Here is a 24,690-nt window from a genome sequence, read left to right on the forward strand (position 1 = left end):
GCGATAATCGATCGAGACGAAGCAGAAGCCGTTGGCGAGCAGGAAGGCCGGTTTGGCGCCAACCTGGCTGCGCTTGCCGAATTCCCAGGCGCCGCCATGGACAAAGAAGACCACCGGGAGGTTTTTTGCACCGTCGGGCGCATAAATGTCGAGTTTGGCCGGCCCGTAGTCGAATGTTGCGGGCTCTGGCGAGGATTGGCGCGCGAACGCACCCGCTGGCAGGAACGCCGCCATCGAAGCCGCAAGCAATGTTCGCCGGTCGATCATCTTCTTCTCCTGACAGCCCGGCGCAGAATGCACCGGGGTGCCGAGAAGTTCCAATGAAGGATCGGTAAGGTGGCGCTATGCGACCGGCCGGATCCTGATCCTGGCGATGCGGTTCTTGTCGCGTTTCATGACGATGAAGCGCTTGCCGTGGAAGGTGAAGGCCTGCTTTTCTTCGGGGATGGACTGCGCCTCGTGGATGACGAGGCCGGCGATCGTGGTCGCCTCCTCGTCCGGCAGGTTCCAGTCGAGCGCCCGGTTGAGGTCGCGGATCGGCACCGTGCCATCGACGACCACGGACCCGTCGGCCTCCTGCTTGACGCCCTGTATGTCGACATCGTGCTCGTCGGCGATCTCGCCGACGATTTCCTCGATGATATCCTCCAGCGTCACCAGCCCTTCGACCTCGCCATATTCGTCGACGACGATGGCGAAATGCGCTTTGCGGCGCAGGAAGGCGTTGAGCTGTTCCTGCAAAGTGGTGGTGTCGGGCACGAACCAGGGTTTCGAGGCGATCTTCATCACGTCGATCTGGGAAAAGTCGTTGCCGACCTCGTTCAGCGCGCGCAGCAGATCCTTGGCATGCAGCACGCCCACGATGTTGTCGAGCGAGCCCTTCCACAGCGGCATGCGGGTATGCGGGCTTTGCAGGATCTCGCGCACCACGGCTTCCGGCGCATTGTCGGCATTGACCGAGCGCATGTTGGTGCGGTGGACCATGACGTCGGAAACTTCGAGCTCGGCGAGATCGAACAGGCCGCCGACACGGTCGCGCTCCTCCCTGACCACCTGGCCGTCGCGGCGGAAATCGTCGACCGCGCCGCGCAGTTCGGCCTCGCTCGACCGCTGCGGCTCGATGCGCGACAGTTCATAGCCGAAAACGGCAAGCAGGCGCCGGCGCAGGGCAACCGCCAGCAGGATGAGGACGGCAAGGACGGCGACGACGATCCAGCCCGTCTCGCTGTCCATCTCAGCCGGCTTTCCGGCTTGCTGGATGATTCTCCCGCAGGAAGGACAGCACTTCCGACGCCGGCACGTCCTTGGCGATGAAAGCCTGGCCGATCCCGCGCGTCAGGATGAAGGTGAGCGCGCCGCGCGACACCTTCTTGTCCTGCGCGATGAAGCCGAGCAACGCCTCGGCGTCCGGCAGGTCGCCGGGAATATCGGCCATTCGCCAGGGCAGGCCGACGGCGTGAAGATGCGCCTCCACGCGCGCCGCGTCGTCGGGGCTGGCGAGGTTGAGGCGCGAGGAGAAGCGATGCGCCAGCGCCATGCCGATGGCGACGCCTTCGCCGTGCACCAGGCGGCTTCCGTCATAGTGCGTGGCGGCCTCCAGCGCGTGGCCGAATGTATGGCCAAGATTGAGGAGCGCGCGGTCGCCGGTCTCGAACTCGTCGCGAGCAACCACGTCGGCCTTGGCGCGGCACGCCTCGGCGATGGCCTGCGCCCGCTCCGGCCCGCCGGCGAACACCTTGGGCCAATTTTTCTCCAGCCAGGCGAAGAAATCCGGCCGGTCGATAAGCCCGTATTTGGCAAGCTCGGCATAGCCGGCGCGAAATTCGCGGATGGGCAGCGTGTCGAGCACTTCCGTGTCCGCCAGCACCAACTTCGGCTGCAGGAAGACGCCAACCAGGTTCTTGCCGCGCGGGCTGTTGATGCCTGTCTTGCCGCCGACCGAGGAATCGACCTGCGCCAGCAGCGAGGTCGGGATTTGCACGAAATTCATGCCGCGCCGGACGATGCCGGCGGCAAAGCCGGTGAGATCGCCGATGACGCCGCCGCCAAAGGCGATGACGACATCGCCGCGCTCCAGCCTGGCGGCCAGAATGCCGTCGACGACCTCTTCGAGATGCGCGAAACTCTTGGTCTTTTCCCCGGCCGGCATGGTGATGACCGTCGGCTGGATACCGCCTGTCTCTAGACCGGACTTCAACGCCGCGAGATGCGCGGCGGCAACATTTTCGTCGGTTACCACGGCCGCGCGCGTGCCCGGCAAGCGGCGCGAAATCTCGGCGCCGGCGCGCGCCAACAGGCCGGAGCCGATCAGAATGTCGTAGGCGCGCTCGCCGAGACCGACTTCGACGATGACAGGCTGATCCACGCTCACGATTCGACCTCGCCTGTCGCGGCAATCTGCTCGATGCCGAAATGCTGGCACAATGCCGTCAGCACCTCGGCGGCGATGATTTCCTTACGTTCTTCCCGGGTCGGCACGGTGACATCCGACGTGGCGTAAACCGGATAGCGCTGCTCCATCAGCCGCTCCAGCACGCCGCGCGGATCGGGGCTTTTGAGCAACGGCCGGTTCTGCTTCTTGGAGACCCGGTCCATCAGAAGATCAAGATCGGCCTTCAGCCACACCGAGACGCCGTGCGCGGCGATGCCCTCGCGCGTCTGGGCGTTCATGAAGGCGCCGCCGCCGGTCGACAGCACCTGCGGACCGTTTTCCAGCAGGCGCAGGATGACACGCTGCTCGAGCGCCCTGAACTCGCTCTCGCCATACCGCTCGAACAGTTCCGGCACGGTCATGCGCGAGACGCTTTCGATCTCATGGTCGCTGTCCATGAACGGCAGCGACAGCATCGTCGCCAGCTTGCGGCCGATCGCCGTCTTTCCGGCCCCCATCAGCCCGACGAAGACGATCGAACGATTGCCGAGCTGGCCAAGCAGCGTGGCATGACTCTCGCCTGGAGGATTTGCTGGCAGCGCGTTCATAGGGCCCTCTTTGCCGGCGTATCGACATGAAAAGCCCGGTTGCGTCAAGCGCGGCGAACACCCGGGCTCGTCATGGCATGAAAGCAGGACTGCATCAGAACCTGCTAACGAACCTCCGGTTATTCCTTGAATTGGCCGGATTGGCGTCCCATAAGGGCACAGGGTTTGGAAACGCAGAACAAGAAGACGAGCGAAAATTGATGCCGACACTGTTTCGCTTTGTCGTGATAATAGGGATTCTGGCCGGCATTGCCTATGGTACGATGTTCGCGCTGGTTATGTTCGTCGAGCCGAAGAAAGCGGAGATGAGCGTGCGCATCCCGCCCGAAAAGCTGAACCCCAAGAAGAACTGACCCGGATCCTCGAAGGCAATGAACAGCGCCGCGCGCATCGAGGCTTTCCTGGAAATGATGAGCGCCGAGCGGGGCGCGGCGCAAAACACGCTTTCCTCCTATCGCCGCGACCTCGAGGATGCTTCGCAACAGATCGCTGGCGGGCTTGCCGGGGCCGGCGCCACGGATATCCGCGCCTATCTCGACGATATCGCCGCGCGCGGCTTCGCGCCGACCTCGCAGGCGCGCAAACTGTCGGCGATCCGCCAGTTTTTCAAATTCCTCTACGCCGAAGGCCTGCGCGGCGACGACCCGACTGGCACGCTGGACAGCCCGAAAAAGGGCCGCCCGCTGCCCAAGACGATGAGCGAGGCCGAGACCGGCCGGCTGATCGACCGCGCGGCGCGCGAAGCCGGCGATACGGGCCACGGCGACAGGCTGGCGGCCTTGCGCCTGCATGCGCTGGTCGAGGTGCTCTATGCCACGGGCCTGCGTGTTTCCGAACTGGTCGGCCTGCCGGTGACGGTGGCGCAGCGCGACGACCGCTTCTTCATGGTGCGCGGCAAGGGCGACAAGGAACGCATGGTGCCGCTGTCGGCCAAGGCGCGCACCGCGATGCGGGCCTGGCTGGCTGCCCGGGCCGAGATGCCCGCCTTCGCCGACAGTCCGTTCCTGTTTCCGGCGGCATCCGACAGCGGCTACCTGTCGCGCCAGGTCTTTGCCCGCGACCTCAAAGGGCTGGCGGCCCGGGCCGGCATCGCCTCGGCGAAGATATCACCGCACGTGCTGCGCCATGCTTTCGCCAGCCATCTCCTGCAGAACGGCGCCGATCTCAGGGCCGTGCAGCAACTGCTCGGCCATGCCGACATATCCACGACACAGATATACACCCATGTGCTGGAAGAGCGGCTGGTGCGGCTGGTCAACGATCATCATCCGCTTGCCGACTAGGCCTCATATCGCTATGTGAGGACGACATTTCGCCGCCCGGAGCCTTGAATTCATCGGTTCCGCTGTCCTTGCCTTCCGACGTATCGGTCCGCTCAAGCATGTACAATTACCTCGATTTCGAAAAGCCGGTGCAGGATCTTGAGCTCAAGATCCTCGAGCTGAAGAAGCTTGCCGAGAACGGCGAGGCGGTCGACGTCGCCGACGAGATCACCAGGCTGGAAAAGCGCTCGCGCGACGCGCTGCGCGAACTCTACAAGGCGCTGACGCCGTGGCAGAAGGTGCAGGTGGCGCGCCACTCCGACAGGCCGCATTGCGTCGACTACATCAAGGGCCTGTTCAGCGATTTCACGCCGCTCGCCGGCGACCGCAATTTCGGCGAGGACCAGGCGATCGTCGGCGGCTTTGCCCGCTTTCGCGGTGAGCCGGTGGCGATCCTCGGTCAGGAAAAGGGCTCCGACACGGCCAGCCGCCTGAAGCACAATTTCGGCTCGGTACGCCCGGAAGGCTATCGCAAGGCGGTTCGCCTGATGGAGCTTGCCGACCGCTTCAAGATACCACTGTTGACGCTGGTCGACACGGCCGGCGCCTATCCCGGCGTCGGCGCCGAGGAGCGCGGCCAGGCGGAAGCCATCGCCCGTTCGACCTCGGCCTGCCTTGCGCTCAAGGTGCCGTCGATTTCCGTGGTCATCGGCGAAGGCGGCTCCGGCGGCGCCATCGCGATCGCCACCGCCAACCGCGTCTACATGCTCGAACACGCCATCTATTCGGTGATTTCGCCCGAGGGCGCGGCCTCGATCCTGTGGCGCGACACCACGCGCTCGAAGGATGCCGCCACCAACATGAAGATCACCGCCCAGGATCTTCTGGAGCTGAAGATCATCGACGCCATCATCCCCGAACCCATCGGCGGCGCCCAGCGCGCGCCCGAGACGGTGATCGCCGCGACCGGCGACCTCATCGCCAAGACGATGAGGGATTTCGCCGGCTCCAACACGGATTTCCGTGAGCAGCGGCGTGAAAAATACCTGGCGATGGGCCGCAGCCTCTGACCGGCATGGTTCTGGCTGGCCCCAACTGCCGGCAATGTGGCCCTTGCGAGCAATTTCGCCACAAAATTGCCGCCGGATTCGGGTCAATGAAATTGCCGCGGGAGACAGGCTGGAGCTTGCGGTAAGGAATTTTCAAGGTTAACGGGCTTACGGTCCGTCCATGTTCAGCATGCGGGTTCGGCTTTTTGCGAAGCCTTGGCCCGGGAGAAAGACATAGCCGTATCCATGTTTGCCAAGCTTGCCCGCACCGGAGTCCTGATCACCTCGATAGCCATTGCCGGGTGCAATGATTCGTCGATGAAGGATTTCGCGCCGGAAGCCAACAAGCCCCTGCCCGACAAGATCCTTGCCGACATGAAGGCCAAGGGCATGGTGCGTACCTCCTCGGTGATGGCGCGAATCTTCAAGGAAGAGGGCAAGCTCGAAATCTGGAAGGCCAAGACCAATGGCCGCTACGACATGGTGGCGAGCTACGATATCTGCAAATGGTCAGGCAAGCTCGGCCCCAAATACACCGAAGGCGACCGTCAGGCGCCTGAAGGTTTCTACACCGTGCGCCCGTCGCAGATGAACCCGCGCTCGAGCTATCATCTGTCCTTCAACATCGGCTTCCCTAACGCCTATGACCGCGCCAACGGCCGCACCGGCCAGAACCTGATGGTGCATGGCGCCTGTTCGTCGTCGGGCTGCTATTCGATGACCGATGCGCAGATCGAGCAGATCTACGCCTTCGGCCGCGATGCCTTCCAGGGCGGCCAGACCGAATTCCAGATCCAGGCCTTTCCGTTCCGCATGACCGCGGCCAACATGGCGCGCTACCGCAACGACCCGAATTACGAATTCTGGAAGATGCTGAAGGTCGGCTACGACAATTTCGAGGTCACCAAGGTGCCGCCGAAGGTCGATGTCTGCGAAAAGCGCTACGTCTTCAACCAGGTTGCCGCCGACGGCCAGACCTTCAATCCGACCGGCCCCTGCCCCGCCACGACGCAGCCGGATTCACTGAAGAGCGCCTACAACGCCTATCAGACCACTTATGACGCGGCCTTCAACAGCGCGCTCAAGGCAACCGTGCCGCCACCCAAGCCGACCATTGCCGGCATCAAGGAAGCCAGCATCGTTTCCGACTGGTCCAAGCGCCGTGCGCGCGGCGAGCGCGTGCCAATCGATCCGCCGTCGATGAACTCGGACGGAACGGTGACCGAGACGGCGCGCATGGGCCGCATCGATTCGCCCGCCGGCCGCAAGATGGCCGCGCTTGACGCCGAAAAAGCAGCCAAGCAGAAGGCCGAGGAACAGAGGCTGGCCGCCATAGAGGCCGCCAAGCAGGCCAAGGAAGCCGCCAAGGCGCAGGCCCTGGCCGAGAAGGAAGCCGCCAAGCAGGCCAAGATAGCGGCCAAGGCCGCCAAGGAGGCTCCCGTCGCCACCGCCACGATCGCCGCTCCCGCCGAAGCCGCGCCGCAGGCGGAAACACAGGCCGCCAGTGCCGATGAAAGCCGGGTGACCAAGCTGAAGAACAAGCTTCTCGGCATGTTCGGCGGCTGATTCTTTTCGCCGTGGCCAGCGACGCCGTCTACGATCTGAAGGGGCTGAACTGTCCCCTGCCCGTTCTCAAGGCCAAAAAGCGGTTGGCCGGGATGGAGCCGGGCAGCCGGCTCTGGCTCGAAACCACCGACCCGCTGGCCGTTATCGACATTCCCGCCTTTTGCTCGGATGCCGGGCACCGTCTGGTTGAAACGGCATCGGTTTCAGGCGGCCATCGCTTTCTGGTCGAGCGCGGCGAACAGTCGCCCTGAAGGCTATCGGCCGGCGATCGCCAGCGGGTTGTTTTCCAGCGCCGCGCGGTCGGGCGTATCGATCGACGGCCGGTTGGTGAAGGCCGCGAACAGCCGGCGCACATAATCCTGCGGCATGTCGAGCGTGATCAGCACCAGCCGCGTGCCGCGCTGGTTGTCGGGCCAGGAGGGCAGCCGCACCGGCGGATGCAGGATTTTCTGCACGCCATGCACCACCAGCGGCCGCGACGGATCCTCCTTGAGTTCGATTACCCCCTTCATGCGCAGCAGCCGCTCGCCATGCGTCGAGCGCAGAAGGTCGAGGAACATCTCGATCGCCGAGAACGGCACCGGGCCGTCATGGATCAGGGAATGGGTCCGCACGCGCTCATCGTGCCGGTGGCCATGGTCATGGCCGTGCTCGTGATCGTGTCCGTCATGGCCGTGATGGTGATGATCATGCGCCGCCTCCTCGCCAAGCCAGCGCCGCACATCGGCGGATTTGGTGGCGGGATTATAGAGGCCGCAGTCAAACAGCGCAGCCACGCCCGTCCCGGTATCGCCGGCGTCGAGCAGTTCGGCTCCTGGATTGATCTGCCGCAGGCGTTTGCGCAGCGTTTCGAGACTGGCGCGATCCTCGACGAGATCGGCCTTGCTCAGCACGATGCGGTCGGCGACCGCGGCCTGCTTCACCGCCTCGACATGGGCATCGAGCGTGGCGTCGCCATTGACCGCGTCGACCAGCGTGATGACGCCGTCGAGCCGGAAGGCCTGAACCAGAGCGGGATGCGCCATGATCGACTGCAGCACCGGCGCCGGATCGGCGAGGCCGGTTGTCTCGATGATGACACGGGCAAGACGCGCGATGCGGCCGGTCTGCAGCCGGTCGACAAGGTCGGCGAGCGTGTCGACCAGTTCGCCGCGCACGGTGCAGCACAGGCATCCATCCGAAAGCTGGATGATGCCGTCGGAGGCCTGCTCGACCAGCAGGTGGTCGATCGCCACCTCGCCATATTCGTTGATGATGACCGCCGTATCGACGAGCGCCGGGTCCTTCAGCAGCCGGTTAAGCAACGTGGTCTTGCCGGCGCCCAGAAAGCCGGTCAGCACCGAAACGGGAATCGGGAAGTTCGCCATGGCGCTCTATCTATTTATCGAAACCGGCCTTTACCAGACCGAACGGCCTGAGGTGCTTGCTTAGTTGGGAGCCTTGGCCGGTTGGTCGCCTTGCGCATCCGCACCGGCCAGGGCCGGCCCGGCACCGGTCGGTACCGGCCGGTCGGGCCGCCAGCTCGGGATCGGCACGTCGGCATAGCCCTGCCCGCCCTGGTCCTGCATCGCCTTCGGCGCCGGACCGGTGGCGCCGCCCAGGCCGACGGCGACCAGCGTCGGCACGTGATCCAGCTTTTCCTGGTAAGGCGACTTCGGAGCGTCCTTGGCCGCCGCGGCAGGTGCCTCGGACTGCTCTTCCGGCGCTTTCTTCTTGCAGATCTCGTCATGCATGTCGTTGGGCGTGGTGGTATCGCCATAGGGTGCCAAAGTGGCGACGGTGGCCGATCCGGTCGCCGGCATGTCGAAGCCCTGGTCCAGCAGCTTGGCCGCCGCCTCGGCGCGGCTCACCGCCGACTTCTCTCCAAGCACCACCGCCACCAGCGTGCGGCCGTTGCGCGTCGCCGAGCCGATCATGTTGAAACCGGACGGGCAGACAAATCCCGTCTTCATGCCGTCGGCGCCGGGATAGCGGCCGATAAGAAGGTTATAGTTCGGGATGGCCTTCTTGCCGACAGCCAGGCCCTCGATCGAGAACCATGACGCATATTGCGGAAAGTCCTTGCGGATCGCCATGACCAGCAGGGCAAGGTCGCGCGCCGTCGTATACTGTTCCGGCGAAAACAGCCCGTTCGGATTGACGAAATAGGTGCCGGTCATGCCAAGCCGCCGGGCTTCGGCATTCATGCGGACGGCGAAGGCCGCCTGCGAGCCGCCGACATTCTCGCCGACCGCCATGGCGATGTCATTGGCCGACTTGACCAGCATCATCTTCAAAGCATTGTCGAGCCGCATGACCGATCCCGGCTTGAAGCCCATCTTGCTTGGCGGCTCGGCGGCGGAGTGCTTCGTCACCTTGATCGGCGAACTCAACTGCACCTCGCCCGCCTCGATGGCACGGAACGTGACATAGGCAGTCATCAGCTTGCTGAGCGATGCCGGATACCAGCGCTTGAACGCGTCCTGCTGTTCGAGGATCTTGCCGCTGTTGAGATCGAACAGCATGACCGGATTGGCCTGCGCCGACCCGGCCAGGACCGGCAGCATGATTGCGCCAGCCGTCAATAGTTTGAGGAAATGCCTGTGCCGCATGATGGAAATCCGAAATCGCCTCTTGCCGTAATCGCCCCTGGCTCCGTAAGATTTCGTTACGCGAGCGTCAGCATCATGGGTCCGCCCCTCAAAAACGGACCCGATTGGTGCGGTGCTATTTACCCTATGTGACGCCAACATGGCAAAGTGCCTGACAATCACAATTGCAAAAGACCGGAGCGAAACCGGCCGCAACAACAACGAGATGGAACCATCATGCCAATCCTGAACCGCGCTGCCGAAATGCAGGACGAAGTCGCCGGCTGGCGCCGACACATCCACCAGACCCCGGAACTGAACTTCGATGTCTTCAAGACGGCAGCTTTCGTCACCGACAAGCTGAAGGAATTCGGGTGCGACGATGTGGTAACCGGTCTCGGCAAGACGGGTGTCGTGGGCATCATCCACGGACGCCAGGGCAAGGGCGCCACGATCGGCCTGCGCGCCGACATGGACGCGCTGCCGCTCAACGAGATCACCGGCAAGCCCTATGCCTCGACCGTTCCCGGCAAGATGCACGCCTGCGGCCATGACGGCCACACGGCGATGCTGCTGGGTGCTGCGAAATATCTGGCCGAGACGCGCAATTTCGCCGGCTCGGTGGCGGTGATCTTCCAGCCGGCCGAGGAAGGCGGCGGCGGCGGCAACGAGATGGTCAAGGACGGCATGATGGAGCGCTTCGATATTTCGAAGGTGTTCGGCATGCACAACATGCCGGGCCTGCCCGTCGGCCAGTTCGCCATCCGCCCGGGTCCGATCATGGCCGCGACCGCCGAGTTCACCATCACCGTCAAGGGCCGGGGCGGTCATGCGGCCATGCCGCACGGCACGATAGACCCGATCGTCATCGCCAGCCAGCTGGTCGGCGCGCTGCAGACCATTGCCTCGCGCAGCACCGATCCGGTCGAGGCCGTGGTGGTGTCGGTGACCAAGTTCCATGCCGGCGATGCCTACAACATCATTCCCGAATCGGCCGAGATCGCCGGCACGGTGCGCACGCTGAAGAAGGAAGTGGCCAAGAAGTCGGAAGAACGGATCCGTGCGATCTGCGCCGGGCTGGCCACCGCCTATGGCGCGACGATCGAGGTCGACTATGACTCGAACTATCCGGTCACATTCAACCACGCCGACGAGACCGTCTTCGCCAGCGACGTGGCGGCCGACGTGGCCGGCGATGCCCAGGTGCACCGCGCCATCCAGCCGGTCATGGGCGGCGAGGATTTCTCCTACATGCTGGAAGCCCGGCCCGGCGCCTTCATCTTCATCGGCAATGGCGACACGGCCGGACTGCACAACCCCAACTACGACTTCAACGACGAAGCCATCCCGCATGGCGTGAGCTACTGGGTGAAACTGACGGAAACCGCGCTCGCCGCCTGATGCTTCAGCGCAAGTGCCGGCCGAATTGCCTTCGGCCGGCACTTGGCGAAACGATCCGAAGCGGCTATGTGTCGGGCCGCGTGGTCCCGTAGCTCAGTAGGATAGAGCGGCAGATTCCTAATCTGTAGGTCACAGGTTCGATTCCTGTCGGGATCACCAACAATCTCAATGGGTTGGTGTGTGGCGATACGGATGCCGTTCCGTAGCGTTCCCGTCAAACATTCTTCAGTCGTTCTTGGCGAGCCGATGGGCGACCCGAAGCTCTGCAACTTTGCGCGTCTTTTCGAGGGTGTTGCGGCTATAGAAGCCGCGGCGACCCACAGCAATAGACCGAACTGCCCGGCCAGCTCAGTATCCGAGCAGGTTCAGCAATGCGCCGGTCAATCCGATAACGCCAAGGCCGATGAGGGCAAGACCGGCGATCCTGGTTCTCAACCGCTGGCCACGAACCGTGACGTCCGGGCGCCGCATCGCCGGTCAGCTTGCGGCCGGGGCCGACTTCGACAGATCCGCCACGGCCGCGTCGGCGATCCGCACCAGTTCGGAGCGGGCGATCATCAGGGTCGCCGTGTTGCGGCCCGTCCCGCATACAACCTCCTCCAGTTCGAGGATGTTGCGGTCCATGAACACGCGGGCTCCATTGATCGACAGCGGAACGATGCCGCCGGCCTCCATGTCGAGCCGTTCGCGGACATCATCCGCCTCCGCCATGCGCAGGTCCGCACGACGCTCCCCGATCGCGCCGGCGATCTTCTTGTAGTCGGCGCGATCCGCGGCCCGCAGGGCGACGATCGCAAGGCCGCCGTCCGCGCATCGGAACACCAGGCTTTTGACCATGTTGCGAGGGTCGTGATGCAGGATCTCCTTCGCGTCGTCGAACGAGATCAGGGGCCTGTGCGTCACCACGGAAAATGCCGCGCCTCGTTCCTCGAGATAGCGCTTGACCAATGGACTCATGCGTCGACCAGTTCCTTCTTCGAGGCCACGGGGGCCTGTTCCGCCCACCGGAAGCGAGCCGTGAAATGCCTGAGGACCGGCGGCTCATAGTCGAAGTCCAGCCCCCTTATCTCGCCGGCGCGCGCGGCAACCGCTATCAACGCATCGGCGATATAGTCCATGTGATCGTTGGTATAGACGCGTCGCGGGATCGTCAGCCGCAGCAATTCCAGCGGCGACACTTCCTGCACGCCGGTCTTCGGGTCGCGGCCAAGCATCAGCGAGCCGATCTCGACGGCGCGCACGCCGGATTCGAGATAGAGTTCGCAGGCAAGCGCGTGCGCCGGAAACTGCTCGGGCCGGACATGCGGCAGAACGGCCGTGGCATCCACGAAAACGGCATGGCCACCGGTGGGATACTGGATCGGAACCCCGGCACCGCGCAGCCTTTCGCCGAGATAGGCCACCTGCCCGATGCGATAGGCGAGATAGTCGCTCTCCACCGCCTCCTCGAGGCCGATCGCGACCGCCTCCATGTCACGCCCCGCCAGCCCGCCATAGGTGATGAAGCCTTCCATCGGAACGCATCGGGTCTGGACGGCGCGAAACAGGTCTTCGTCCTGTCGGAAGGCGCAGAGGCCGCCGATGTTCACCAACCCGTCCTTCTTCGCCGACAGGGTCAGCATGTCGCCATAGCACATCATTTCCCGCACGATGTCGCGGATCGAGCGCTCGCCATAGCCGACCTCCCGCTGTTTGATGAACCAGGCGTTCTCGGCGAAGCGCGTGGCGTCGATGATCATCGGAATGCCCATTTCGCGAGCATATCCGGAAACGGTGCGCAGGTTGGCCATCGACATCGGCTGGCCGCCCGCGCTGTTGCAGGTGATGGTCGCGATGATGCCGGCGACATTCTGGCGGCCATGGATCTCGATCGCATGGAGCAGCTCCGCCAGGTCGAAATTCCCCTTCCAGTCGTCATGCCTGGCCGTGTCGAGGGCGGATTTGGTGAGCACGTTGACCGCTTTCGCGCCGGCGAGTTCGACATGCGCTTTGGTGGTGTCGAAGTGGTAGTTCGACAGGAAGACCGGCGTCGCCGAGCCGCGCCGCCTGATCATTTCCGGAAACAGTATCTGCTCCGCCCCGCGACCCTGATGCGTGGGGATAGTATAGGGATAGCCGAACAGCCGCTCGACGGTTTCGGCCAGCCGGTAATAGTTGCGGCTGCCGGCATAGGCCTCGTCGCCAAGCATCAGGCCCGCCCATTGGCGATCGCTCATCGCGCCGGTGCCGCTGTCGGTCAACAGATCGATGTAGACATCCTCGCTGCGCAGGAGAAACGGGTTCAACCCGGCCTCCAGCAGCGCGGCTTCGCGATAGGGCCGTTCGGTCATGCGGATAGGCTCGACCATCTTGATCCTGAATGGCTCCGGCGTGCGTTTCATCATGGCATGCTCCTTCGTTGCGGCGCAGTGCGGCGCCGATTGGTTGGGTTGCTGGGTTTGGAGATGCGGCCCTGTCAGGGCCGCTTCGGGACGCCGCTACATGGCAAAGGCAGCCTGGTAGGCACCCGGAGTGACACCGATGCGCGCCTTGAACGTGCGGATGAGGTGAGCCTGGTCGGCAAAGCCGGCGGCGGCCGCGACGTCGGCCGGCTCATGGCCGCGCCGCAACATTGCCTTTGCGGCATCCACGCGCCGGTTGATCAGATAGGCATGCGGGGTCAAGCCGGTGTCCCGCTGGAACGCGGCGATCAGCCGCTGCCGCGGCAGCCTGGCTTCCCTGACCAGTTCGGCAAGCGTCAGTTTCTCGTCGAAGCGCTCGCTCATGACCGCCGCCGCCCGCGCCACCGGCCCCTTTTCGACGCCGGCCGGCTTCAGCGCCACCCGCGCATGCCTGGACAGGCAATGGCGGTAGCTGCGCAGCATCAGCTCTTCGGCTTCAAGCAGGCACTGATTGGCCTCCCACGCGCGGTGCGCCTCGAAGAACAGGGCGCAGCCCCTGATATCCTCGACGACGGGCTCAGGAAACGAGGGGGTGCCGTGAATTCCGCTCCCCGCCATTTCCGAGGCGATGTCGACGATCAGATCGGCGTCGGGGTAGCTGACCCGATAACTGTAGCCCTCCGTGCTGGGAATGCCGTCATGGACGTCATGCGGATTGTAGAGGGTCAGGTCGCCGGCGCCGGCGAAACGCTGGACGCCTCGGATGAACACGCTGGCCTTGCCGCTGAGCAGCGCCCCGATCACATAGGTATCATGTGCGTGGGGGGCGTAGTGATGCTGGCTGAACGAGGCCGTCAGGCATTCGACGCCAGTGGTCGGCGCCGTAAAATACCGGGCGTGCTCTCTTGCGTTCCGAGCGCTCACTGCTTCGCTCCCTGATCGTGGTTACTCAGGTCGGAATATCACAGGCAGGAGCAGCCGGATTGAAGAAAAGTATCGCAGGCCGGCGAGCCGCCGGCCTGCCTGTCTTGAGCGGCCGGGGCCGGCCGGTTCAGGCGACCCTGACCACGAAATGCTTGGTCACTGGCTCGATGATCTTCCAGGTGCCCTTGAAATCGGCTTCCACCACGAAGGCATCGCCGGGACCGACCTCGACCGGCGTGCCGCCGTCGGGGGTAATGATGATGCGCCCGGCGATCATGTGCACGAACTCATAGTCGGTATAGGTCGCGTGATAGGTGCCGGGCGATGCGCGCCAGGTGCCCGACATGACCTTGCCGTCCTCGGTCGTGTGCTGGACGGCGGTCTGCATGGTCGGATGGCCCTCGACCACGATCCAGCCAGGCAGGTCGCCGGCTTCCGCGTGCTCGACCGCGCCGAATTTCAGGATTGTCTTGTTCGTCATGCCTGGCTCCCTTTGCTGCATGTGTCCGAAGGGTCGGATAGCCGATGCCCATGACGGGAGCAATGCATGCGCTATGGGAACCGCGCCGATGACGCACTGGACGGCATGGTGTTCGCCCGCCCGCGTGCGCTATGGCCTGTGCAGGGCCGAGACCAGCTCCGCCTTGCGCCGCGCCGTTTCCAGCCCGAGTCCGATGAAGCCGCGCGCGTGCCTGGCGAGCGCCATGTTGTCGGTCCACAGATTGCGCCAGATCGCGGTTTTCTTTGACAGGTTCTCGTCCACGATCTCCGACGAGAAGGATTCGAAGCTGAGGTCGTCGGCATAGCCGATCGCCGTCAGTGCATCGAATATGCCGGCGAAGTCGATATTGCCGGTGCCGAGGAAGCCGCGATGGCTCTCGCCGATATGGACATAGCCGATCTTGCCGGCGGCGTGGCGGATGGCGAGCCCGACATCGGCCTCCTCGATATTCATGTGGAACGTATCGAGATGCAGGAAGATGTTGTCCGAGCCGGTGTCCTCGATAAAGGCCAGGCCCTGTGCTGATGTGTTGAGCAGGTTGCTCTCGAAGCGGTTGACGATTTCGAGGTTGAGCGTGACCCCGGCCGCCTTGGCCGTCTCGGCGACCTTGGCCAGCGTGGTCGCGCTGCGGTTCCATTGGTCGCGCGTCGGCGCCTCTAACTGGAGGCCGTGGCTGGTCGACAGGATGCCGGCGACCTTGCTGCCGCCAAGGTCCCGCGTCAGGGCGACAGTCTCGTTCAGGATCTCGACGCCGCGCGCGGCAACCGCCTTGTCGGCGCTCGATATGTCGCCGTCTTCGGGCAATCCGATGCTGATCGCCACGCCGAGGCCGAGATCGGCGATGCGCTTGGCGAGACCGCCAATGTCGACATCGGCCGGATCGAGATAGGAGAATTCGATCAGGTCGAAACCCGCCTCCCTGGTTTTGGCGAGCGTGCGTTCGAGCTCGCTTTGCGCCGAACTCGCCGACCAGACGAAAGAATGGATTCCGATGCGCGACATGATCGTCTCCGGTTAACGGGCAAGAGAAGGAAAGCGCGGCCGGATCAATCCGGCCGCGCTTGTGTTGGATGGATCAGCGGGCCGCGGTCCAGCCCTTGTAGTCCTTGAGGTTCTCGGCCGTGATCAGCTTCGGATCGAGCAGAACGGTGGCCTCCGCCGGCTTCTTGCCGGCCAGCAGATCGGCCGCCATGGTCAGCGACTGGCCGGCCATGACATAGGGGTCCTGCGAGGCCGAGGCCTTGATCATCGAGGTGCCCGAGGCCAGCTCCTTTTCGATATCGGGCGCGCCGTCGACCGCGGTGAAGATGAATTCCGAGCGGTTGAGCTGCTTGGCGGCGAGCTGGGCGCCGATCGCCGTCGGATCGTTGATGGCGAACACCGCGTCGATCTTGTCGAAGCGGGTCAGCAGCGCCTGGAACACCTTGAGGCCGCCGTCGCGCGAGCCTTCGGCGTTCTGGTCGTCGGACAGGATCTTGATGTCGGGATGCTGGGCGAGCACGTTCTTGCAGCCCTTCACCCGCTCCAGGATCGACGACGAGGCCGGCCCGTTGAGGATGACGTAGTCACCCTTGCCGCCGGTATGGTCGACCAGGTACTGGCAGGCTTCCTCACCGGCCTTGACGTTGTTGGTCATCACAGTGACGTCGGCGCCCGGCGCCGAAACGTCGAAGGCGGCGACGATGATGCCGGCCGCTTGCGCCTTCTTCACCGCGGGCGCGATCGCCTTGGCGTCGACCGCGTTGAGCATGATCACGTCAACACCGGCGGCGATGAAGGAATCGACCTGCGAGACCTGCTTGTTGAGGTCGTAGTCGGCCGACACCGAAGTCACCTCGACCTTCGGATTGATCTTCTTGGCTGCGTCCTCGATACCCTTGATGGTGGCGACGAAGAACGGGTTGCCGAGCAGGCCGACCGAGATGCCGACCTTGTTGAGGTCCTTGGCCGATGCCGGCGCGATGGCTACGGCCGCCAACGCGGCGCCGCAGAGCAGTTTGGTGATGATCTTCATTACGCTTACTTCCTCCTGATGCCCCGCGCCTCTCGCGGTGCGTTACACGAGCCGGTCGTTGATGCCGGCGGCCAGGTCACTCACGTTCTCGCCCCTGCCTGGAGTCTGTAACGGTCGAGGGCGACCGCCACGATGATGACCAATCCCTTGATGATGTACTGCCAGATGTCCGAAACGCCGGCCAAGATGAGCCCGTTGGACAGAACCGCGATGATCAGGCCGCCGATGAGCGTGCCCCAGATCGAGCCGACGCCGCCGACGAAACTGGTGCCGCCGAGGATGACGGCGGCGATGGCGTCGAGCTCGTAGCTTTGTCCCAGCTGCAGGCCATTGGCGGCATAGAGCCTTGCCGCCGACATGGCGCCGCCAAGGCCGGCGAGCAGGCCGGACACGCCATAGACGAAGAGCAGCACAAGCGGCACCTTGATGCCGGTCAGGCGCGCCGCCTCCGCATTGCCGCCAACGGCGTAGATCCAGGTGCCGAGCACGGTGCGCTTCAGCACAAGCCAGGACAGCACCACCACCGACAGCGCGATGATGACCAGCCAGGGAATGCCGAGCACCGAGCCATTGCCTATGAAGTCGAACGGCAGGTCCGAATTGAACACGGTCGTGTCCTCGCCGAGCAGCCTGGCGATGCCGCGCACGGCGGTCAGCGAGCCCAGCGTGACGATGAAGGGCGGCAGCCTGATATAGGCAACGAGCAGCCCGTTGATCAGCCCGAAGCCGAGCCCGATCAGGATGGCCGCCGGCACGCCGAGCAGCCCCCAGTCCGGCACAAGCGACACCAGCACCGCCACCATCGCGGAAGCGGCGAGGATGGAGCCGACCGACAGGTCGATGCCGCCGGTCAGGATGACGAAGGTCATGCCTGCGGCAAGCACGATGTTGATCGACGATTGCTGCGTGACGATCAGCAGGTTGGTGCCGGTCAGGAAGCGCGGATTGATGAACTGGAAGCCGGCTGCAAGCAGGATCAGCACCGGCAGCATGCCGAGCGCGGCGAAAACAGTTCGCAGCCGCCGGCTTCTGACCGCCGCCTGGTCGACGCTGGTCACGGTCGTTTTGTCGGTCATTTCTGGGCCGCTCCCGTCGCAAGTTCCATGATCGCTTCCTGACGAAGCGGCTCGCCCTCGGATGCCGTCACTTCGCCTGCTATGGCGCCGTCGCGCATCACCAGCACCCGGTCGGCGACGCCGATCACCTCTGGCAATTCGCTCGATATCATCAGTATGGCGATGCCCTTGTTGGCGAGATTGTCGATCAGCCGATAGATCTCGGACTTGGCGCCGACATCGACGCCGCGGGTCGGCTCGTCGAGGATGACGACCTTCGGCTCGGTCTCGAGCAGCCGGGCGAGCAGCACCTTCTGCTGGTTGCCGCCCGACAGCGAGCCGGCATTGGCCTGCGCCGAGCGCGTGCGGATGGAGAGATCCGCGATCGCCTTCGCGGCGCGCCTTTCGGCGGCCGTGAAGTCGCGCAATCCGCCGGCTCGCGCATCACGGGCAAGCACGCCCATGCTGATGTTGTCGGAGATCGACATGTCGAGGAACAGGCCGAGTTCCTTGCGATCTTCGGTGAGGTAGGCGATGCCGGCATCGAGCGCCTCGCGGGGCGAGCCGATGGTCACGGGCTTGCCTTCGAGTTCCATCGTGCCGGCGCTGCGCCTGTCGGCGCCGAAGATCAGCCGGGCAAGCTCGGTGCGGCCGGAACCGACCAGGCCCGCCAGCGCCAGCACCTCGCCCTTGTGAAGGTCGAACGAACAGTTCGTCAGCAGGCGCCCGTCGGACATGCCGCGCACCGACAGCGCGACCGCGCGCGCACTGTCTGGAGCGCGATGATCCTTCTTGTAGAAAGCAGAGAGATCGCGGCCGACCATCATCGCGACAAGCCGCGAGGCGTTGAGGTCGGCGCGCGCCAGCGTGCCGACATAGCCGCTGTCGCGCAGCACGCTGACGCGGTCGGCGAGCTGGTAGACCTCTTCCATCCGGTGGCTGATGTAGATGATGGCGATGCCTTGCGCCTTCAGCGTCGCGATCACCTCAAAGAGGCTGTCGGTTTCGCGCGAAGTCAGCGACGTCGTCGGCTCGTCCATGACGATGATGCGCGCATTGGTCGACAGCGCCCGGGCGATCTCGACCAGCTGGCGCTCACCAAGCGACAGGCTGGAGACGAGGGCGCGCGCGGAGAAGGACACGCCGAGCCGCGCGATGATTTCACCGGCGCGCCGGTTGCACTGCTCGCGGTCGACGATGCCCAAACGCCGTGGTTCGTTGCCGAGAAAGACGTTCTGCGCCACCGTCAGATTGGGCGCCAGCGACAGCTCCTGGTAGATGACCGCGATACCGGCGGCGCGCGCCTTGATCGGATCGCCGGTCGCGGCGGGTACGCCGTCGATCAGGATTTCGCCGCCCGCATCCGGCCGGTAGGCGCCTGACAGCACCTTCATCAGCGTCGACTTGCCGGCGCCGTTCTCGCCCATCAGCGCGTGCAGTTCGCCGGCATGGACGGTGAGCGACACATCCTGCAGAGCGCGGATCGCGCCGAAGGTCTTGGAGATGTGACGCATCTCCAGCACCGGCCGGCGCGCCGCCTGCGCCTGGACTGCCGCGCTCATCGTGCACCACCGGCCGCCCTGGCTGCGGCATCATGACCGGCGATGCGATCGCGCCAGGCCTCGCGATAGGCTGCGAACCTGTTGAAGTCCGTTGCATGCGCCGGCTCCGGCGGCTCGGCCGCGAAGTCGCGCCCCACGCTCTCGAAGGCAAGCGCCGCCGCACCCGTGGCGCTGCCCTCCAGCGAGGCGCCTTGCAGGAAGGCCTGTCCGGGCCGAAGCTGCGCCAGCAACCCGGCAAGCAGGCCGCCATTGTTCAGCCCGCCATCGACGATCACGGTGTTTTGCGAATGGATCAGGTCGAGGCAGAGGTCGACCATTAGCGCCACATAGAGCAGCGCCACCGCCGCGCGTTGCTCCGCGCCCGGCGCGCCGCCGACGATTTCGCCGCGATGGCCCGGCATCGGCCCGCCAGGCGCGAAACTCGGCAGCGCCATGATACCGGCGTCGATCGCCTGCCCTATCGCGCCATGCGGGATCGCGCCTTGCCAGCCGCCGCTGATGACGGAGAATTCGCGCCCGCCCATGAAGCGGATGGTCGGCACCGGGCCGCCATCGATATCGACATTGACCAGCATGTCGCGCTCGTGGTCGAGCGCCTCGAGCGGGCAGTCGGGGTTGAGCACGACCACCCATGTGCCGGTCGACACCACGGTCAATGGCCCGAGCGCCTGCCGGCGATAGGTATGCAGCGCCGCATTGGAATCGTGGACGCCATTGTGGATGGCAACCGTCCGCCCCCCTACAGGCCGCTCGCCGATGACGGCGCCGGCGCGCGCGAAGGCCGGCATCCGGCCGCGCCATCCCTCGGCATCGACCAGCGAGGAAAAATCGCGTTCGCGCGGCGCCCACAGATGCGAGTGACAGCCGAGATAGGAGACCTCGCAGGCAGGCAGGCCACCGAGGCGCCAGCTCCAGTACTGGGGGTAGCCGAGGATCGATGTCGCCGCCGCGAAGGCATCGGGCTCCACCTCCTGCAGCCACAGCATGTGGCGCCCATAATTGAAGCCGAGCGGCAGGCGCGGCGAGAAGGTCTCGGCGAAATCCGGAATGCGCCGTTCGATCCGCGCCGCGATTTCGGCCGGCGGCTCCTGCTCGTAGTCGAGGATCGGATGCGTCAGTGCATCATCGTCGACAAGGGCGAAGGTGCAGCCATGGCCCGAGACCATCACCCTTTCCACGCCGTGGTTTTCGACGGCGTCGATGACGGCGCCGAGCGCCCAGTCATGGAGATCGGCTTCGTCGAGCACGCTGAAGCCGCCCTGGCGTACCCATTTCGGCTGGGTGCGACGCTCGTCGACGATGCGCCCGTCCTGGCCGAAGACGAACAGCTTCGAATTGGTCTTGCCGAAATCGAGCACCGCCACTTTCACGGTCAGCCTCCCGAGGCGGAAGCGATGCGCACCACCACGCCGGCGTCCTCCAGCATGCGGGCATCGGCGTCGGAGAGGCCGTCATCGGTCACCAGCGTGCCGATGCGGGACCAGGGCAGCGCCACATTGCGGGCGTGGATCGACAGTTTGCGGCTGTCGGCCAGCACCACGATCTGGTCGGCGCACAGGCTGAGGTCGATGATGGAGCGCACCAGCAGCGGATGCGATTCCAGCACGCCTTCCTGGCTGAGGCCCTGCGCGCCGAGAAAGAACTTCGAGGCATAGAAGGGCGTGGCCTGGGTCAGCGAGTGGATGATGCCGGGCTCGCGATGCAGGTCGCCGCCGGCAACCGTCAGGCTGCAATGGCCGTGGTCGCTGAGATAGGCGGCGAGCGGCATCGAATTGGTGTAGAGGCGGATGTTGCGGTCGGCGAGCTTGACGCCGAGATGGAAGCAGGTCGAGCCGCCATGGACGATGACGGCATCGCCGTCGCTCACCATGGTGGCGGCGACATTGGCGATCTGCCGCTTGGCGTCCACCGCGAGGTCGCGGTTCTCGTCATAGGGCCGGGCATAGGCAACGCCGGCTTGCAAGGCACCGTCAAGCGCAGAGATGCCGCCATAAACCTTCCGCGCCTCCCCGGCCTCGTCGATGCGATCGATATCGCGCCTGACCGTCGCCGCCGAAACGCCAAGCCGCTCCTGCAGCTCGCGCACCGAGGCGAACGGGCGATCGCGCAAGAGTTCGACGATCTGACGCTGACGGCCGGAGTCGCTCAATTGTTTCCTCCCTTATGCCATTCTTCGACGGCAATTGGTGTAGGTTACTCAGGCCTTGTTGGATTGCAAGGCAATTTCTGACGAAATAAGATCATCTTTGACGAAGCTTGCTCGCGCGAACTTTGCTCGTCGACCAACAGCAGTCGAACTGCAACCGGTCCGCGATGCGGTCGACGGATACGCCAGGACGCTGCTCGTCGCCTCGGCCCCGAACCATCCGCCGGGATGATCCAGGGCCTCTGGCGTCAGGGCTCAGAAGTCGAAATTGTTGATGTTGTCCTTGTTGAACACGAAGGGCTGCCCGAGCAGGATTTCGCTGCCGTTGATGACCTTGAGCTCGCCAAGTTTTCCCGCCTTCACCGACGTGCCGCCGGGCGCCAGTTGGCCGTCGGCGACGGCACGCAGCACATAGGCCGCGGCATAGCCGAGATCGACCGGGTTCCACAGCACCACCGACTTGACGCAGCCGGCGCCGACATAGGGCTTCATGGCATTCGGGGTCGCCAGGCCGACGACAGCGACCGAGCCGCATTTGCCGGCCTGGGTCACCGCGTCGGCGGCCGCTGGCGTCGCCACGCTGGTCATGCCGACAATGCCTTTCAGCTCGGAGCCGTATTTGTTGATCAGCGTATTGGCCTGGTTGAAGGACAGGATGTTGTCTTCCTGTGCCTCGACCGTCTCGAGCCACTTCATCTTCGGATGGCATTGCTCCTGATAGGCGGCCATCTCGGCGATCCAGCGCGCCTGGTTCGGGGTGGTGAAGGTCGACGTCACGATGGCGAAGGAACCGTCCTCGCCGACCTCGGCCGCCAGATTGTCGATGATCGACTTGGCGATGCCGTTGAACTGCGCCTGGTTGACGAACCACTGGCGCGCATCCGGCGTGGAGTTGGCGTCATAGCCGACGACGTTGATGCCCGCGGCAAGCGCCTTCTTCAGCACCGGCGCGATAGCGACGGGATCGTTGGCCGCGAACAGGATGCCGTCGACGCCACTGGTGATATAGTTGTCGATCAGCGTGATCTGGTCGTCGATACTGGCCTTGCTGGGGCCGTCGGTCTTGGCCTCCATGTTGCCCATTTCCTTGGCCGCGTCGGCGATGCCCTTGGATGTCGCGGTGAAGTAGCCGATGCCGACGAGTTTCGGCACGTCGACGACCTTCAGCGGCTTGCCCTTGCGGTCGGGCGCATTGGTCGGGGCGCCGCCATCATATGGCTTGGCCTCCACCTGCGCCGGCGTCGCATCGCAGGCCAGCGGGTTGGTCGGCTGATCGTCGCCGCCGGTCCAGGGCGACGCCGCATGAACGTAACTCGTCGAAAGGGAAAGACTTATCACGGCTGAAACAATGATCTTGCGCACTTTACTCTCCTCACCCTGTCTCCCGCCGGTTTTGAACGGCAAAGCGAGAGAAAATGATCACCTACCGATTGCCGCCCCGATCGAAGATATTGCTGGCCAGGATCGCCAGAATGAGCACGGCGCCGATGAGCATGATGGTTCCGTCGCCCTTGACGCCGGCGAGCGACAATCCGTTCTTCAGCGCCTGGATCAGGCACAGGCCGATCGCCGTGCCAATGATCGTTCCACGCCCGCCAAAGATGCTGGTCCCGCCCAGGACCACCGCCGTGATGGCATCCAGCTCGAGACCGGTTCCCATGTCGGAGCGGGTCGTCGAAACCCGTGAGACGAAGATCACTCCGGCCAGGGCGGCGGCGAACCCGGAGGCGGTGTAGACGGCGAGCTTGCAGCCGTCGATCGACAGGCCGGAGAACCGGGCGGCCACTTCATTCGAGCCGATCGCGTAGACGGTGCGGCCCCAGATGGTAAGGCCGAGGATGACCGCGGCCACGATCGCCGCCGCCGCCAGGATCCACAACTGGGTGGGAATCCCGCCGACGCTGCCTTGCCCCAGGACATAGAACCAGTCGGGATAGCCGCGGACCGAGCGCGCCTGGCTGATCCCTTCCGCCAGTCCGCGATAAAGCGCGAGCGTGGCCAGCGTGGCGATCAGCGGCGGCACCTTGAAGCGCGTGATGATCAATCCGTTGACGAAGCCGCCAAAGGTTCCGACCGCGACCGCGCCAACGATGGCGAGCGGCAGCGGCAGGCCGAGATTTTGCCAGAACACGCCTGTCAGGATCGCGGTCAGCCCGACGATCGAACCGACCGACAGGTCGATGCCGCCGGTTGCAATGACGAAGGTCATTGCCAGCGCCACCAGGCCGACCTCGGTCATCAGCCGTCCCTGGTTGAGAAGGTTTTCCACCGTGAAGAACCGGTCCGACTGAAACGCCAGAACCGCCACCACCCCGATGCCGAGAATGGCGAGGATGGTTTCGTGCCGCAGCAGCGCTCTCGGGTTGATGCCTGCCACCATCGCTAGCTCCTGTGACCACGGCGAAGCATGTCCGCCAATACCGTCACCAGGATCAGGAGCCCGATCACCGCGCGCAGCCAGTAGGCGGAGACATTGGTGAAGATCAGCGCCGAACCGATTGTCGCGAAGAAGATGGCCGCCAGGGTCGAGCCTATGACCGTGCCGGTGCCGCCGAGGATCGAGACGCCACCGATGACCGTGGCGGTGATGATGGTCAGTTCGAGATTGGGCGGCACCGTCGACTGGATCACCTGAAGCTGGGTGGCGAAGAGTATGGTCGCGAGGCCGGCGAAGGCGCCGTGGATCATGAACACGGCGACGGTGCGCCGCTCGATGGAAATGCCTGTCGCCCGCGCCGCCTCCGGATTGCCGCCGATGGCATAGATCGAGCGGCCGAAGGCGGAGGAGCGCAGCCAGATGGCGGCGAGGATCGTCAGAACCACCATGAACAGGATCGGCATCGGAACGCCGAACGGCTTCAACTGAGCGATCAGGAAGTCGCGGGGCAGGTTGGATATCCATTGGCCGCCGGTCACGCCGATCAACCCGCCGCGCAGGATCGACAGCATGCCGAGCGTGACCACGATGGAGGGGATGCGGGCGTAGGCGACCAGCACGCCGACGAGGAAGTTCACGCCGATGCCGACAGCGACCGGCGCCAGCAAGGCGACCCAGACCGGGTACCCGGCAACGGCGAGCGTGCCTGAAATCGTCGCCAGGACGCCGATCAGCGCACCGACCGAGACATCGATATGGCCGGTCATGATGACCATCGCCATGCCGATGGCCGCGACCGCGATATAGGCATTCCCGGCGAAGATGGTGGTCAGGTTCTCAGGGCTGACAAAGCGGGGATTGATCAGGCTGACGACACAGAACAGCACGATGATAGCCGCGAA

The 24,690-nt window shown here is 64.6% G+C and carries 25 protein-coding genes and 1 tRNA gene; 7 read left to right on the forward strand and 19 right to left on the reverse strand.

Annotated elements, in window-relative coordinates; all coding sequences use genetic code 11:
* From J0I79_RS25670 to J0I79_RS25685, 4 genes are all read right to left on the reverse strand, one after another.
* On the reverse strand, positions 1 to 267 hold a 267-nt coding region (locus tag J0I79_RS25670), incomplete at its 3' end, for a carboxylesterase family protein (RefSeq protein ID WP_292865922.1).
* Between the two features lie 75 nt (positions 268 to 342).
* Positions 343 to 1,233: an HlyC/CorC family transporter gene (locus J0I79_RS25675; protein ID WP_292865925.1), complete on the reverse strand. Its 891-nt coding sequence runs from the start codon at positions 1,231 to 1,233 to the stop codon at positions 343 to 345.
* Position 1,234: 1 nt separating this feature from the next.
* Entirely contained in the window at positions 1,235 to 2,371 is a 1,137-nt protein-coding gene (gene aroB, locus J0I79_RS25680; RefSeq protein ID WP_292865928.1) for a 3-dehydroquinate synthase, read from the reverse strand.
* Entirely contained in the window at positions 2,368 to 2,979 is a 612-nt protein-coding gene (locus J0I79_RS25685; protein WP_292865931.1) for a shikimate kinase, read from the reverse strand. Before J0I79_RS25685 ends, aroB begins: the two co-directional genes overlap by 4 nt.
* 200 nt (positions 2,980 to 3,179) lie before the next feature.
* On the opposite strand from J0I79_RS25685, the gene J0I79_RS25690 reads away from it, so the two are divergent.
* From J0I79_RS25690 to J0I79_RS25710, 5 genes are all read left to right on the forward strand, one after another.
* The gene (locus J0I79_RS25690) at positions 3,180 to 3,332 is read left to right on the forward strand and encodes a histidine kinase (protein ID WP_292865991.1); all 153 of its coding nucleotides are present in this window, start codon (positions 3,180 to 3,182) and stop codon (positions 3,330 to 3,332) included.
* A gap of 18 nt (positions 3,333 to 3,350) precedes the next feature.
* Positions 3,351 to 4,262, forward strand: coding sequence for a site-specific tyrosine recombinase XerD (locus J0I79_RS25695; protein ID WP_292865934.1), 912 nt, complete (start codon positions 3,351 to 3,353; stop codon positions 4,260 to 4,262).
* 98 nt (positions 4,263 to 4,360) lie between these two features.
* On the forward strand, positions 4,361 to 5,311 hold the full coding sequence (locus tag J0I79_RS25700; protein ID WP_292865937.1) for an acetyl-CoA carboxylase carboxyltransferase subunit alpha: 951 nt from the start codon (positions 4,361 to 4,363) through the stop codon (positions 5,309 to 5,311).
* A gap of 225 nt (positions 5,312 to 5,536) precedes the next feature.
* Positions 5,537 to 6,856 carry a murein L,D-transpeptidase family protein gene (locus tag J0I79_RS25705; protein ID WP_292865940.1) on the forward strand — a complete coding sequence of 440 codons (1,320 nt, stop codon included), beginning with the start codon at positions 5,537 to 5,539 and terminating at the stop codon, positions 6,854 to 6,856.
* A gap of 11 nt (positions 6,857 to 6,867) precedes the next feature.
* Entirely contained in the window at positions 6,868 to 7,107 is a 240-nt protein-coding gene (locus J0I79_RS25710; protein WP_292865943.1) for a sulfurtransferase TusA family protein, read from the forward strand.
* 3 nt (positions 7,108 to 7,110) lie between these two features.
* On the opposite strand, the gene J0I79_RS25715 is transcribed toward J0I79_RS25710, so the two are convergent.
* Positions 7,111 to 8,223: a GTP-binding protein gene (locus tag J0I79_RS25715; RefSeq protein WP_292865946.1), complete on the reverse strand. Its 1,113-nt coding sequence runs from the start codon at positions 8,221 to 8,223 to the stop codon at positions 7,111 to 7,113.
* Between the two features lie 60 nt (positions 8,224 to 8,283).
* Entirely contained in the window at positions 8,284 to 9,447 is a 1,164-nt protein-coding gene (locus tag J0I79_RS25720) for a D-alanyl-D-alanine carboxypeptidase family protein (protein ID WP_292865949.1), read from the reverse strand.
* A 216-nt stretch (positions 9,448 to 9,663) separates the two neighbouring features.
* On the opposite strand from J0I79_RS25720, the gene J0I79_RS25725 reads away from it, so the two are divergent.
* Together J0I79_RS25725 and J0I79_RS25730 are read left to right on the forward strand one after the other, a co-directional pair.
* The gene (locus J0I79_RS25725; RefSeq protein ID WP_292865952.1) at positions 9,664 to 10,827 is read left to right on the forward strand and encodes a M20 aminoacylase family protein; all 1,164 of its coding nucleotides are present in this window, start codon (positions 9,664 to 9,666) and stop codon (positions 10,825 to 10,827) included.
* A gap of 82 nt (positions 10,828 to 10,909) precedes the next feature.
* Positions 10,910 to 10,986: transfer RNA gene (locus J0I79_RS25730), tRNA-Arg, on the forward strand.
* A 318-nt stretch (positions 10,987 to 11,304) separates the two neighbouring features.
* On the opposite strand, the gene J0I79_RS25735 is transcribed toward J0I79_RS25730, so the two are convergent.
* The 13 genes from J0I79_RS25735 to J0I79_RS25795 all read right to left on the reverse strand — a co-directional run.
* On the reverse strand, positions 11,305 to 11,784 hold the full coding sequence (locus tag J0I79_RS25735; RefSeq protein ID WP_292865955.1) for a YbaK/EbsC family protein: 480 nt from the start codon (positions 11,782 to 11,784) through the stop codon (positions 11,305 to 11,307).
* Positions 11,781 to 13,211, reverse strand: a complete 1,431-nt coding sequence (locus tag J0I79_RS25740) for a tryptophanase (protein WP_292865958.1) — start codon at positions 13,209 to 13,211, stop codon at positions 11,781 to 11,783. The genes J0I79_RS25735 and J0I79_RS25740 overlap by 4 nt, the downstream gene beginning before the upstream one ends.
* A gap of 93 nt (positions 13,212 to 13,304) precedes the next feature.
* A complete protein-coding gene (locus tag J0I79_RS25745; protein WP_292865961.1) occupies positions 13,305 to 14,132 on the reverse strand; it encodes an AraC family transcriptional regulator in 828 nt (275 codons plus the stop codon).
* A gap of 127 nt (positions 14,133 to 14,259) precedes the next feature.
* On the reverse strand, positions 14,260 to 14,613 hold the full coding sequence (locus J0I79_RS25750; RefSeq protein WP_027054128.1) for a cupin domain-containing protein: 354 nt from the start codon (positions 14,611 to 14,613) through the stop codon (positions 14,260 to 14,262).
* 129 nt (positions 14,614 to 14,742) lie between these two features.
* A complete protein-coding gene (locus tag J0I79_RS25755; RefSeq protein WP_292865969.1) occupies positions 14,743 to 15,636 on the reverse strand; it encodes a sugar phosphate isomerase/epimerase in 894 nt (297 codons plus the stop codon).
* A 73-nt stretch (positions 15,637 to 15,709) separates the two neighbouring features.
* Positions 15,710 to 16,648 (reverse strand): ABC transporter substrate-binding protein, encoded by a 939-nt coding sequence (locus J0I79_RS25760; protein WP_292865972.1) that lies wholly within the window; start codon positions 16,646 to 16,648, stop codon positions 15,710 to 15,712.
* Between the two features lie 80 nt (positions 16,649 to 16,728).
* Positions 16,729 to 17,724, reverse strand: coding sequence for a ribose ABC transporter permease (locus J0I79_RS25765; protein WP_292865974.1), 996 nt, complete (start codon positions 17,722 to 17,724; stop codon positions 16,729 to 16,731).
* Complete coding sequence (locus J0I79_RS25770; RefSeq protein WP_292865976.1) at positions 17,721 to 19,265, reverse strand: sugar ABC transporter ATP-binding protein; 1,545 nt, start codon at positions 19,263 to 19,265, stop codon at positions 17,721 to 17,723. The genes J0I79_RS25765 and J0I79_RS25770 overlap by 4 nt, the downstream gene beginning before the upstream one ends.
* A complete protein-coding gene (locus J0I79_RS25775; protein ID WP_292865978.1) occupies positions 19,262 to 20,635 on the reverse strand; it encodes a carbohydrate kinase in 1,374 nt (457 codons plus the stop codon). The genes J0I79_RS25770 and J0I79_RS25775 overlap by 4 nt, the downstream gene beginning before the upstream one ends.
* Positions 20,636 to 20,637: 2 nt before the next feature.
* A complete protein-coding gene (locus J0I79_RS25780; protein ID WP_292865980.1) occupies positions 20,638 to 21,414 on the reverse strand; it encodes a DeoR/GlpR family DNA-binding transcription regulator in 777 nt (258 codons plus the stop codon).
* A 252-nt stretch (positions 21,415 to 21,666) separates the two neighbouring features.
* A complete protein-coding gene (locus J0I79_RS25785; protein ID WP_292865983.1) occupies positions 21,667 to 22,773 on the reverse strand; it encodes a substrate-binding domain-containing protein in 1,107 nt (368 codons plus the stop codon).
* Between the two features lie 61 nt (positions 22,774 to 22,834).
* Positions 22,835 to 23,791: an ABC transporter permease gene (locus J0I79_RS25790; protein WP_292865986.1), complete on the reverse strand. Its 957-nt coding sequence runs from the start codon at positions 23,789 to 23,791 to the stop codon at positions 22,835 to 22,837.
* Between the two features lie 2 nt (positions 23,792 to 23,793).
* A partial coding sequence (locus J0I79_RS25795) for an ABC transporter permease (RefSeq protein ID WP_292865989.1) occupies positions 23,794 to 24,690 on the reverse strand: 897 nt, incomplete at its 5' end.

Origin of the sequence: Mesorhizobium sp. (assembly GCF_017306585.1) — a bacterium.
Lineage (GTDB): Bacteria > Pseudomonadota > Alphaproteobacteria > Rhizobiales > Rhizobiaceae > Mesorhizobium.